General features: G+C 55.2%; 12 protein-coding genes. 8 read left to right on the top strand and 4 right to left on the bottom strand.

Going from position 1 to position 12,428, the window contains the following annotated elements; all coding sequences use genetic code 11:
- Positions 1-56: 56 nt before the first annotated feature.
- The 6 genes from RID21_RS01265 to RID21_RS01240 all read left to right on the top strand — a co-directional run bounded on the left by RID21_RS01265 (position 57) and on the right by RID21_RS01240 (position 5,134).
- Positions 57-773: an ATP-binding cassette domain-containing protein gene (locus tag RID21_RS01265; RefSeq protein ID WP_350186820.1), complete on the top strand. Its 717-nt coding sequence runs from the start codon at positions 57-59 to the stop codon at positions 771-773.
- Position 774: 1 nt separating this feature from the next.
- The gene (locus tag RID21_RS01260; protein ID WP_145040329.1) at positions 775-1,053 is read left to right on the top strand and encodes a MoaD/ThiS family protein; all 279 of its coding nucleotides are present in this window, start codon (positions 775-777) and stop codon (positions 1,051-1,053) included.
- A gap of 51 nt (positions 1,054-1,104) precedes the next feature.
- Positions 1,105-1,854, top strand: coding sequence for a HesA/MoeB/ThiF family protein (locus RID21_RS01255; RefSeq protein WP_350186819.1), 750 nt, complete (start codon positions 1,105-1,107; stop codon positions 1,852-1,854).
- A 42-nt stretch (positions 1,855-1,896) separates the two neighbouring features.
- Entirely contained in the window at positions 1,897-3,327 is a 1,431-nt protein-coding gene (locus RID21_RS01250) for a neutral/alkaline non-lysosomal ceramidase N-terminal domain-containing protein (protein WP_350186818.1), read from the top strand.
- A gap of 259 nt (positions 3,328-3,586) precedes the next feature.
- A complete protein-coding gene (locus RID21_RS01245) occupies positions 3,587-4,690 on the top strand; it encodes an HD domain-containing protein (protein WP_350186817.1) in 1,104 nt (367 codons plus the stop codon).
- A gap of 72 nt (positions 4,691-4,762) precedes the next feature.
- Positions 4,763-5,134: a hypothetical protein gene (locus tag RID21_RS01240; protein ID WP_350186816.1), complete on the top strand. Its 372-nt coding sequence runs from the start codon at positions 4,763-4,765 to the stop codon at positions 5,132-5,134.
- On the opposite strand, the gene RID21_RS01235 is transcribed toward RID21_RS01240, so the two are convergent.
- The gene (locus RID21_RS01235) at positions 5,122-6,726 is read right to left on the bottom strand and encodes an N-acyl-D-amino-acid deacylase family protein (RefSeq protein ID WP_350186814.1); all 1,605 of its coding nucleotides are present in this window, start codon (positions 6,724-6,726) and stop codon (positions 5,122-5,124) included. The two genes, RID21_RS01240 and RID21_RS01235, sit on opposite strands and share 13 nt — an antisense overlap.
- 323 nt (positions 6,727-7,049) lie before the next feature.
- Here RID21_RS01235 and RID21_RS01230 point away from each other — a divergent pair, with 323 nt between their 5' ends.
- Entirely contained in the window at positions 7,050-8,378 is a 1,329-nt protein-coding gene (locus tag RID21_RS01230) for a Gfo/Idh/MocA family protein (protein ID WP_350186813.1), read from the top strand.
- An 89-nt stretch (positions 8,379-8,467) separates the two neighbouring features.
- Here the strand turns inward: RID21_RS01230 and RID21_RS01225 are convergent, their stop codons facing one another.
- Positions 8,468-8,746 carry a hypothetical protein gene (locus tag RID21_RS01225; RefSeq protein WP_145040341.1) on the bottom strand — a complete coding sequence of 93 codons (279 nt, stop codon included), beginning with the start codon at positions 8,744-8,746 and terminating at the stop codon, positions 8,468-8,470.
- 289 nt (positions 8,747-9,035) lie between these two features.
- On the opposite strand from RID21_RS01225, the gene RID21_RS01220 reads away from it, so the two are divergent.
- The gene (locus RID21_RS01220) at positions 9,036-10,277 is read left to right on the top strand and encodes a hypothetical protein (RefSeq protein ID WP_350186811.1); all 1,242 of its coding nucleotides are present in this window, start codon (positions 9,036-9,038) and stop codon (positions 10,275-10,277) included.
- A 14-nt stretch (positions 10,278-10,291) separates the two neighbouring features.
- Here the strand turns inward: RID21_RS01220 and RID21_RS01215 are convergent, their stop codons facing one another.
- Positions 10,292-11,419, bottom strand: coding sequence for a M20 family metallopeptidase (locus RID21_RS01215; RefSeq protein WP_350186810.1), 1,128 nt, complete (start codon positions 11,417-11,419; stop codon positions 10,292-10,294).
- Between the two features lie 27 nt (positions 11,420-11,446).
- Positions 11,447-12,382: a dienelactone hydrolase family protein gene (locus RID21_RS01210; RefSeq protein WP_350186809.1), complete on the bottom strand. Its 936-nt coding sequence runs from the start codon at positions 12,380-12,382 to the stop codon at positions 11,447-11,449.
- Positions 12,383-12,428 lie beyond the last annotated feature (46 nt).

The raw sequence follows: 12,428 nt of genomic DNA, 5'->3' as shown, positions 1-12,428 counted from the left end.
CGCGACTGGAAAACGATTTGAGAACCGGCGGCACTGCTCGCCTGATAAGTTGAAATATGATTTCGGTAAAACATCTTTGTGTACAAGTGGGTGACTTCCGGCTGAACGACGTCAGCTTTGAAATTCCTCAGGGGCATTACGCCGTACTGATGGGGAAAACGGGGAGCGGGAAGACCACCATTCTGGAGACGATCTGCGGTCTGAAAAAAGTGCAGTCCGGCGAGGTCTTTCTGAATGGTAAAGACATGACGCACGCCAAACCGGCTGAGCGTGAGATCGGATATGTGCCTCAGGAAGGCGTGCTGTTCCATACGATGACGGTCAAAGATAATCTGGCATTCGCTTTGGAAATCCGTAAGTGGAAGCAACGCGAGATTGACGAACGCGTCGATGAACTCGCGAACCTGCTGGGTATCACCGGATTGTTGAACCGGACCCCACACGGCTTAAGCGGTGGAGAGACACAACGGGTGTCTCTGGGACGCGCGCTGGCAGCCCGACCCGCGATTTTATGCCTGGATGAACCATTAAGTGCGCTGGATGAAGATACGCGCGGGGAAATCTGTGATCTGTTGATCAATGTACAGCACGTGACCGGTGTGACAGCGCTGCACATCACTCATAATATCTCCGAATCGGAACGTCTGGGAGATGTGAAATTGACGATCAACAATGGTAAGCTGAATATGCTGCCCGGCGGAAATCCGAAGAAAACCGTCGCCAGCCCGACCACGGAAACTTCTGAAACTCCAGCTGACACGAGAGCTCACTAACATGAAAATTGCGGTCGAATATACAGCCCAGGTCAAAAAAGCGGCTGGTGTCGGAAGAGAAGAATTTGAAGTCCCCGCGGGCACGACGCTGCAGGAACTGGTCAAGACCGTGGCTGAGTCGCGGGCCGATTCATTAAAGCCACTGCTGTTCCCTGCCGGCGAGGCCCTGCATCCTTCCATGCTCTTGTTTGTTTCCAATGAACAGGTGCTGTGGGACGAACCGCTGACCTTGGAACCGCATCACAGCGTCACGATCCTTTCCCCGATCTCCGGAGGATGATATCCTCGTCTTTTTAACTGACCTCACGCAATTCAGCCTGAAGGAGACATGATGTCTGGTTTCGCTCCCCTGACAGATGAAGAACGAGCCGTTTACGAGTGGCAGATCTGGGTGCCCGAGTTCGGCGAAGCCGGGCAGGAGAAGCTGAAGAATGCGTCGGTGCTGGTTTCACGTTGTGGCGGTTTGGGGAGTGTTGTGGCTTACGAACTGGCGGCTGCGGGAGTCGGCAAGCTGGTCCTGGCTCACGCCGGGAATGTGAAACCGAGCGATCTGAACCGACAGCTGTTGATGACGCATGACTGGCTGGGAAAGCCACGCGTCGAATCCGCCGAGCGGCGATTGAAGGAACTGAATCCAAGGTTGGAGATCGTGGCGATCCAGGAAAATATTTCAGAAGAGAATGCAGCAGGGATTGTGGATCAGGTAGATCTGATCGTCGACTGTGCACCGCTCTTCCCCGAGCGTTATGCCATGAATCGCCAGTCCGTTCTGCAGCAGAAACCACTGATCGAGTGCGCGATGTACGATCTCGAAGCACAAATCACGACCTTTCTACCCGGTCAGACCGGGTGCCTGGCCTGTCTGTATCCCGATAATCCCCCCGCGTGGAAACGGGAGTTTCCCGTGTTTGGTGCGGTTTCGGGAACGGTGGGCTGCATGGCGGCGATGGAGGCCATCAAAGTGCTCGCCGGGTTTGGCGAGACGCTGGCCAATCAACTGCTGATGTTTGATCTGCGCGACATGACATTTCACCGCAACCGGATTCAGCGCCGTTCCGACTGTCCGGTCTGTGGAGCCTGACTCCACATCCAATACATTTGATAAATACTGCAGGGAGATCCGATGAAGAATAACATACACCGCTATCTGTTGGTCCTGATTCTGATGGGAACCGTGACGGTCGGGGAGAATTGTCTCCTGTCAGCAGCCGAAGCGAAACAGCAGACCGAATGGAAAGCCGTAGCAGCGTCGGTGGTGATTACTCCCGAGAAACCGATGTGGATGGCCGGTTATGCAGCCCGCACAGAACCTTCCAAGGGGAAAGTACATGATCTCTACGCCAAGCTGCTGATTCTGGAAGACAGCCGTGGCAGGAAACTGGTGATGATCACAACCGACCTGATCGGCATCACCCCTGCTCTGCGTGATCCGATTGCGGCCCGCCTGGAAGAAGATTTTCAGATTCCCGCGGCGGCACTGTTGATGAATGCCTCGCATACGCACTGCGGACCGGAGCTGAGAGAATCGAAGGCTTCCCGCCGGGGTCTGGGCGGCGATCGTGGTGCCCAGGCGCGGGTTTATACGCAGGAGCTGGTGAGAAAACTGGTGGCTGCGATTGGGGAGGCCCTTCCCCAACTGGAGCCAGCCGTGCTCAAGTATTCGTATGGACGCGCCGGTTTTTCGATGAACCGCCGCCTGCCTACGGAGAACGGCGTGATCAACAGCCCGCATCCCGAAGGTCCCGTCGATCAACGGGTGCCCGTGCTGATGGTCGAACGGCCCGACAGTTCTCTGATGGCGGTGCTGTTTGGTTATGCCTGTCACAATACGACGCTCAGTTTCTACCAGTTCTGTGGTGACTACGCGGGTTATGCCCAGGAATATCTACAAGCTGACCACCCGGGAACCGTGGCGATGTTCATGATGGGGTGTGGCGGGGATCAGAACCCTTACCCGCGACGGACGCTCGACCTGGCGAAGCAGCACGGACGGGCGCTGGCCAATGCGGTTGAGACGGCTATCTCTGTGAAACAGCCTCGCCTGATTCACGGTCCTCTGGGCGTGGCGATGGGCGATGTGGAACTGGAGTTTGCGACTCCCCCTTCGAAAGCAGAACTGCTCAAGCAGAAAGAGAATGGCAACAAGTATGAGGTCAGTCACGCGACACGATTGCTGGACCAGCTGGAGGAACGGGGTGGCATTCAGACCGAATATGCTTTTCCGCTGCAGGTGGTTCAGTTGGGAAAAGACCTGACCCTGGTGGCGGTCTGCGGTGAGACCGTGGTCGATTATTCGCATCGCTTCCAGAAAGAGCTGAAGTCGGGACATGGTGCGGGCGAGACAGATCCGATTGTCTGGGTTGCCGGCTATTCGAACCATGTCTTCGGTTACCTGCCCAGCCTGCGGGTCCTGAAAGAGGGAGGCTATGAAGGCGCCCGGGCGATGATTTACTCTTCCTATCCCGGTCCATTTGCGAAGTCGGTCGAAGAGCGTGTGGCTGCGAAAGTGCATCAGCTGACCGAACAGGCCCGCCGGGAGGCACTAGGCGATTAGTCACGTTGAACGAACAACGGAAACCGGGGGCAGCGCAGCAGCGGTCCCCGGTTTCTGGCGTTACAGGGGTGTTCTCTGGTCTGAAAAATTTCCTGATGAGAGCTGCGAATTGCCGTTATGGGCAGTTTCTCCTAAATCGAAATTGATTTTTGTCGCAGGATGGCTAAAATTCCTAAGAACCTGCCTGTCAGGTCATTCCGTAACATCTTCCAATCAGCGTGTCTTCGATTCGACGGTGAGAAAGTTCACCGATTTTTGAATGAATTCCAGCAAAATGCGCCGCCAGATCGTCTTTGAGGCGGCCCGACTGATGTATTCCCGTCAGGAAACCGAGTACTATCGCGCCAAAATGAAAGCAGCCCGCAAGGTCTGCCAGGGCTGGGTCAAGCCATCCGACCTCCCCAGTAACCGGGAAATCCGGGACGAAATTCAGCGTTTCGCCTGCACATTCGAGGGGGAGTCGCGAACCGAAAACCTGCTGGCGATGCGGCTGCAGGCCCTGCGTTATCTGCGACTCTTCAAGGCGTTTCATCCCAAAATTATTGGTAGTACTCTCACCGGGCATATCCGGCAGGGATCGGATATTGATATCCATGTCTTTTCGCACAGTTGTGAAGCAGTGACGACACAGCTGGATGAAGACGGGACGCCTTACCATGTCGAGCACAAGACGGTGAAGAAACATGGGGAAGAACGCGTGTTTACACACATTCATGTGCAGGACACCTATCCGGTCGAGCTGACGCTCTATCCCACAGAGAAATCGAGTTATGGCTTTAAATGTTCGATTACCGGGAAACGGATTGAACGTGCCACCCTGCCCGAGTTCGAACAACTGCTGGAGCAGGATTATCCCGGTATCGATCTGGATCAAAGGCTGGCAGAAGTCGAGGAGAGTGTGGACCGGTTCCAGATTTACCGTATGCTGCTTCTGCCGCTGGCCGCGGTGAAGCAGTCAAAGAAATATCACCCCGAGGGGGACGCGTTATACCACAGTCTGCAGGTTTATGATCTGGCCTGTGACGAACTGCCTTACGACGAAGAATTTCAGCTCGCGGCACTGCTGCACGATGTGGGCAAAGCCATCGATTCGAAGAATCATGTCGAGGCAGGCTTGCAGGCCCTGGAAGGATTTATTACAGATCGAACTGCCTGGTTGATCGAACATCACATGGAGGCCCACCTGATCCGGTCGGGGACGATCGGCGCCCGGGCCCGTCGACGGCTGATGGCCAATGAAAATTATGAAGACCTGCTGCTGCTGGAAGAATGTGACCACAGCGGTCGCGAGCCGGGAGTGCAGGTGCCGGACGTGGATGACGCGCTGGAATCCATCCGCGAACTATCCCGCTTGTGCAGTTAAATTGCAGCACAATCAGAATCGCTATCCCAGAAATCAGATCACAATAGAAATAAAGAGAGAGAGGAACTTTCGATGACGAAACGAGTACTCAGTGTCGGGCAATGTATGCCGGATGCCAGTGCGTTAAGCCGTTTTCTGAATACCCATTTCGAAGTCCAGATCGATGAGTCGGACGTGGAACAGGATACGCTTGAGAAGCTGAAAGCCACCGCTTACGACCTGGTGATGATCAATCGCAAACTGGATGCGGACTACAGCGACGGTATCGAACTGATGCAGACCATCAAAAATACGCCCGATGTGAAGCCCTGCACGCTGATGCTGGTCTCCAACTTTCCGGAGTACCAGGAACAGGCGGTTGGAGTTGGTGCCGCGTACGGGATCGGTAAAAACGAATACCGCAGCCCGGAAACCGTGGCCCGCCTGCAGCCTTACCTGGGCTGATAGCGGACGTAGCGTCCGGGGAGTGTTTCGGATTTAACATCCAGCGGCTGGTTATTGTGTACGATGGGCACGCCGTTGGTGAGAACATATTCCATACCGGTGGAATACTGCTGCGGATCTGTGTAGGTCGCGTTATCCTGAATGGTTTCGGGATCGAAGACGACGATGTCCGCGTAGTTGCCCTGTTTGAGGATGCTGCGTTTTTCCATGCCGAACCGCTGGGCGGCACAACCGGAGAGCTTATAAACCGCATCTTCCAGTGAGAAGAGTTTGTGGTCCCTGACACAGGGGCCGAGGATTCGCGCGGCGGAACCGAACTGGCGGGGATGAATGACGCCCCCGTCCATGTAGATGCCGTCGGTGCCCATCATATACAGGTCGTGCTGCAGAACGGGATCGACCAGGCGGTCATCGCCCATGTTGAACACCAGCAGGACGGCCATCTCTTCTTCGATCAGCAGTTTGATCAGGGCTTCCTCTTTGGGAAGCCCTGTTTCTTCCACGTACTGGCTGAGCATTTTGCCCTGGTGCTGCTTGTTCTTTTCGGTCAAGACCCAGGCGATCTGAATGGCCGAGATGTCGAGCAGGTAGTTCTCCAGTCCGTATTTGAACCGCTGCTGCATTTCGGGCTGCTTCAGTTTCTCGACTGCCTTGCGGGGGCCCTCTTCGAAGACTTCATAGGGAAGCAGGAAGTGCAGCATGGTGGAGCCGGGCTGATAGGGATAGACGTCGAACGAAATATCAACCTCGTGGCGGGCGACTTTGTCAATGTATTCGAGTGCCTCTTCGGCCTGCCCCGGATGCTGTCCCTTCATGTGAGAGATGTGTACCTTGACGCCGGCCCGCTTGCCGATTTCGACGAGTTCCTCGATCGCGGGCATCAGCGATTTCTTGTAGCGGATGTGCGAGACATACAGGCCGTCATATTCGGCCATCGCCTGGCAGGCTTCGACCAGTTCGTCGGTGGGCGAGAAGCACTGGGCGACGTAATCGAGGCCGGTTGAGATTCCCACCGCGCCCGCTTCCATGCCCTTGCGGACTTCGCTGCAGATCAGTTTCATCTGGAAGTCATCAACCCGCTGGCGTCCGAATCCGCAGTGCATGGAACGCAGATTGGCATACGGGATGTGGGTCATCACATTCTGCACGTTTCTGCCGTCGAGCAGATTCATGTACTCTTCGAGCGATTCCCAGCCCGTGTATTCTTCGGGGTAGAGTCCGTCGAGTGACTGCAGATAGTAGATCCAGTCGGCGGCAGTGCAGCGGTCGACGGGGGCATACGAGATGCCATCGGCCATGATGACTTCCGTTGTGAATCCCTGCGATGTTTTGGAGAGGAAGTTCGGCGTATTCAGGAGCCAGCTGTCGGAGTGATTGTGGACATCCACGAAGCCGGGGGCGACGATTTTTCCTGTCGCGTCGATCTCAAAGGCCCCCTTCGCAGAGGAAAGGTCTCCCAGGGCGACGATCTGGTCCCCCTTGATGCCGACGTCGGCAGTCACGCGCGGGGCGCGGGTTCCGTCGATGACGGTGCCGCCTTTAATCAGAACATCAAATTCAGAGGTCGTGGAAGAAGAATCACTGCTGCTCATGGGGGTTGTCAGTTTCGTGTTGCGGGACGGTGTGGGTGGGTGAACGCTGTGATGTTTTATTTACTTTGACATGTTCCCGAGAGGGAGAAAAGTCTCTGTGGAAAATATTTCAAAAAAATGAGAATGGCTCAAGTGTGCACGGGTTATCGGAGTCTGGGGGAGATGGCCATTTCGGGGTTAATTCTGTTTTCTTTCGCTGGGGCGTCCACTACAATAAATGGATCTTTACTGATTTGAGATTCTTAAAAGTTAAATCACGTTTTAACCGACTAAAGTAACATGGCGTCAGACGATTACTTTAGACATTCAAACAGGAGCACTTCATGAGTCAACGTACAACACGCCGCGAGTTTATCAAACAGAGCTCGGCACTGGGGGCCGCCTTCTGGGTCGGTGGTCAGAGCCTGCTGGCTGCTGAAAAATCTCCCATGGAAAAAATCAATTTCGCCTCCATCGGTGTGGGTGGTAAAGGCTCCAGCGATACAGCGAGTGCAGCAAGCAGCGGTAACCTGGTTGCTATCTGTGATATCGACGATAAGCGACTGTTGAAATCAGCGGCTCGCTATCGCAAAGCGCAAAAGTTCAATGATTATCGCGAAATGCTGGAAGAGATGGGCGATAAAATTGACGCGGTGACCGTCAGTACCCCTGACCATTCGCATGCTCCTGCCTCCGTGATGGCGATGAAAAAAGGGAAGCACTGCTTCACCCAGAAGCCGCTGACCTGGTCGGTCCACGAAGCCCGCGTGATGCGTGAAACAGCTAACAAGCATAATGTACAGACCCAGATGGGTAACCAGGGGACTGCCAAGGACGGATTCCGCGAAGCCGTTGAAGTCATTCGGTCTGGCGTGCTGGGTAATGTGCGTGAAGCTCATGTCTGGACGAACCGTCCGGTCTGGGGTAAAGGCGTCGAGCGTCCACCGGAAGGGGAACCGGCTCCCAAGCACATTCACTGGGATCTGTTCCTCGGCCCTGCTCCTTACCGGGAATTCAGCACGCTGTATCATCCGTTTGAATGGCGTGGCTGGCTGGACTTCGGTACCGGTGCCTTGGGTGACATGGCCTGTCACACGATGAACATGCACGTGATGGCCCTCGATCTGTACGATCCGACTTCCATCGTCGCCGAATCGGAAGGAATGATTGAAAACGAGACTTATCCCAAGTCGACCAAAATCACCTACCAGTTCCCCGAGCGGACTCAAGGCGATAAAACACTCTGCCCGCTGAAGCTGACCTGGTACGATGGCGGTAACCTGCCTCCGGAAGAACTGCTGATGGGTGAAAAAATGAAGCCCAGCGGTGTGGTTCTGATTGGCGATGAAGGCAACCTGTATACGCCGGACGACTACGGTGCAGAATACGTGCTGCTGCCCCGCGACAAATTCAGCGACTTCAAGAAGCCCGAGCAGAGCCTGCCTCGTTCGCCCGGCCACTTCGAAGAATTCGTTGTTGCCATCAAAGGTGGTGAGCCTGCGATGTCCAACTTCAATTATGCCAGCCGCCTGACGGAAACGACCCTGCTGGGGAACTGTGCCATCCGCGCTGGTAAGAAACTGGATTGGGATGCCAAGAAGATGGAATTCACCAATGCGCCGGAAGCCAACAAGTTCCTGAGCCGCGATTACCGTGATGGCTGGTCTCTCTAATCGCTGAGAGCCCAATTCACTGAGATATGAAAACCCCGCAGGACGATCGGTTCTGCGGGGTTTTATCGTTTTATTGTCCCGAATAGAAATCAGCGGACGATATCATCCAGGGCCGAGACGGAGACGACTTCCCGGCGGGAGACGAGAACCCGCTCGCGGTTGACGGCGACGCCGTGTTTGCCCATTTCGTGGACGTACAGTTCGCGGGTGGTGGTCGTATCGCGGAGATCGTGGACGTCGGCCTGTTCCAGAAACAGGTAGTGCTGGTCCTGTCCGATCAGGGTTCCTGCAATCACGTAAAGGCTGGTGAGGTCGATCACGACCGTTTTGCCCACCATTTGATCAAAAAACTGAGAGTCTTCACTCATTTCGCATCCATCAGGTTAGAGACACAGATTCCAGCCGCCTATTGTGACCGGTTTGACGGCGAAATCAACTGGCGTCGCCCCCTGCGCTTGGGGCGTGTGAGGAAATCCCGGGTTGACCCAAAACGATAAATCCCATATGAGAGTGGTTCACAAATCCTCTCCCCTGCCTCTCCTGTGACAATCATGTCTCTGTTTTGCCATAAGTCTCATTGGTGAAATGGTTTAGTGTCCTCATTTGTCTGGTTGGCAGGCGTCAAAATCTGAATCCCTGTTTCAGTGTCGATGTCTTATGACTTTATTATCAGCGCCAATTCGTTCGTGTGTGCCTGCCCTTCTGTTTTGCCTGGCTGTGTTCGGCTGGATTGGTGGAACGACTGTGGAGGCACAGGTAGAGACGCCGCTGAAAAAGAACTCGATTCTGCTGATGCGGACCGGCCGGATGGTCTCGGGCGAAATCAGCGAAAGTGCGGGAGGCTACCTCGTCACGAATCCGACGGGGAGTATGCTGGTCCCCTTTGCGGATGTGGTGTTTGAGGCTCCCGACCTGCATGGAATTTATAAGAAGCAGCGGGCGTCGATGAAATTTCCCACGGCCAATTCGCATATGGATCTGGCCCGCTGGTGTGTGACGAATGATCTGATTGAAGAAGCGAAGAGTGAATTGCGGGATGCGATTCGCCTGGAACCCAAACGCTCTGAGCCCCAGTTGATGTTACGTCGTCTGATGAACGTCTCTCCCACGAAAGACCGGATGACGATTCAGCAGAAAATCGAAGAGAAACTCGTCACGCAGAAACTGGAAAATGCAGACGAAGCGACTTCACTGACAGGGATCTCCCGGGAACAGTCCGCGATTTTTGTGCGGAAGATTCAGCCGATCCTGCTCAATAAATGTGGAAATGCGAACTGTCATGGGAGTGCGACGACTTCCGAATTCAAATTGACTCAGGTCACGCGGCGGTATGGAAATCATCGGATCTACGCTGAGAAGAACCTGGCAGAGGTCATGAAGTGGCTGGATTTCGACTACCCCACCAAAAGCGCGTTGATCGTGAAGCCGGAGCAGGAACATCCGCAACAGGGCATGGTCGTCTACCAGGGCTATGCAGGACGGAAGCAGAAAGAGATTGTTCAGAAGTGGGTCGGCGATGCAGTCGCAGACCGTTTGGCGAATGACAATCTGCGGGCCGACCGGCTGGCCAAACGAGCAGAACGCCGGGTGGGCTTTGCCCGTGAGAATCTATTGAAGCAGGCCGCGGAGATTCGCCCGACAAGCGGTGGTTATAATTCCGGCCTCGAACAGGCACTCATGGAAGAGGATATCCAGGATCGGGCGGCAGCAGGACAGCCGGTGATTCAGCAGACCGGCGGAACCAGCGAAGCCACGCCTCTGAAGGGAGACCTCTCGCTGATTGCCGATTTTATTCCGAAGAAAATGTCCGACCAGGAAATCAACAAACTGGTAAAACCCAAGCCCGCGGATCCCTTTGATCCCGCGGAATTCAACAGTGGTGTGCCTGCCAGTCCCTGATCAGGGGGTGGCTTTCAGCAGCACCAGTTCTCAATGAGGGCCGCGAATTTCTCGGTCCCCTGCTCCAGTTGTTCGAGGGCGATGAATTCATCGTGTGTATGTGCCTGGCCGATGTCTCCGGGGCCGAAGACGACCAGGTTTTTCATCTCGGGAAACTGGCTGCCGTCGGTGCCGTACGAGACCGTTTTCGCCTGATCTTTACCGGCAATCTGCAGGACTTCTTTGACGATGGTCGAATTCGGATCGGTGTAAACCGGGCTGCCTCCGCATTTGAACTGGAATTCGATACCACACTTTTCAGCTGCTTCGCGGGCGCGGGCGACCAGTTCGTCCGGCTCCTGTCCCGGCATGGGGCGGAAGTAAACGGTGCAGATACTCTGCGGGGGTGTGATGTTGACGGCTGCCGTTTTGTCGTTGATGCCGATGTTCCAGCCATTAGTAGGCGGATTGAATTCATCATTCTGCCAGCGGGAATCGGTCATGCATTCCTCGTACAGTTTTTTCATTTCGACGAGGAACGGGATCATAGCGAGGTTCGCGTTGATGCCGGTATCGAGGCTGGAGTGTGCGGCCCGGCCGTGGGAGATAGCCTGGAAACCATAGGTTCCCTTATGCGCGTAAACGACTTCAAGCATGGTCGGTTCGCCGATGATGCCGTGGGCTTCGCCTGCTGCCATCTCTCGATAGATTTGGGAGTGTTCCGCTACGTTCTTAGCACCGTGATAGCCGACTTCTTCGTCTGCGGTACAGGTGATGTAGAGCGGGTGTTTCAGGTCCTGGTCGACATAGCGTTTGGCGGCCGCCAGCATACAGGCGATAGAACCTTTCATGTCGCAGGAACCGCGGCCATAGAGTTTGTCTCCCTGAATGGTGGGAGTGAACGGACCGAACTCGTCGGTGAACCAGGGATCTGCGGGAACCACATCGGTGTGGGCGAAGTAGGCCATACCTCCGGGGCCGGAACCGCGACGACCGATGACGTTGGCTTTACGTACGCCTTTGGCATCCGTGTATTCGAGGCGTTCGATTTCGAAGCCCAGTTTTTTAAGTTCGGCTTCGACGTAATCGGTGACTTCGACGTTTGAGTAGCAGCTGGTGGATTCAAAGCCGACCAGTTCCTGCGTGTATTTCAGGGCATCCATGAATGGGTTCCGGGTATTCTCTCTGGGTTAAGACTTCAGGTGGCGCTCGAAGTGGGACTTCGTTTTATCCCACATCACGGGGGACAGCACGTGGCCAGCTCCCTCTTCAATATAATAACTAAAGTTTGTTTCTGCATTCATGGCAGCGTAGTTGTTTGCAATTATTTTGACACCGCGGCGGACTTCATCGATGGGGCTGCCCCCATCCAGTTCGCCGAAATTCATGTGCAATGGACGCGGGGCGATGAGGGCGGCGATGTCGGGGGTGTCGCCAAATTCGTAGATACCCGGGATGAAATTAGGGAAACAGTGCAGCATGTGTTCGCGGTGAATGCCTTTGTAGGTGGGCAGGCAGCAGTTGCCCACCAGGCATTTGATACGGGGTTCCCAGGGACCGATGAGCCAGGTGTGCGTGGAACCCATCGAATGTCCGTAGCAGCCGATTTTTTCATCGATGACTTCGGGGCGACTCTGCAGAAAGTCGACGGCGCGTTGCATGTCGAGAATATTTTTCCAGGCCATGCATTTGCCGTCGACGACGTAACGCAGGAATTCAAAGCGTTCATAGTTCCCTGCTTTGAGTTTGCCGGTCGGGTCCTGGCGTTCTTCGAAGCAGAGGGCATCCGGACAGAGGACCACGTAACCTTCTTTCGCGAGGGCGGCACCGGTGTGGTGCATCGGGTTTCCGGCCAGTCCCGCCGGTTCGCTTTTGCCGAGATGGTACTGACCGGCGTGCTGGTGCCAGACTGCGACGGCGGGAGCGGGATGTGCGGGCGAGACCATATCGGGAATCAACAGCATGGCGGGAATCGGATCGCCGGGCTCGGCTTCGTAGGTCAGTGACTCAATGCGATAGCCGTCCCGTTGAATGGTATCACGCTGTTTGACATTCAGCTCCGGCGGCGCGGGCCAGTCACCGCCGAGGCCTGCTAACAGTTTTTGTTTAAATTCGGCGGGGGGCATGAGGTAGGCTCCGGGAGGAAAACTGAAACAGATTGCGAAATCGAAT

The organism is Gimesia sp. (assembly GCF_040219335.1).
In the GTDB taxonomy this organism is placed as follows: domain Bacteria; phylum Planctomycetota; class Planctomycetia; order Planctomycetales; family Planctomycetaceae; genus Gimesia.
Note: the sequence above shows the minus strand (reverse complement) of the source record. Positions and strands in the feature narration are given on the sequence as shown.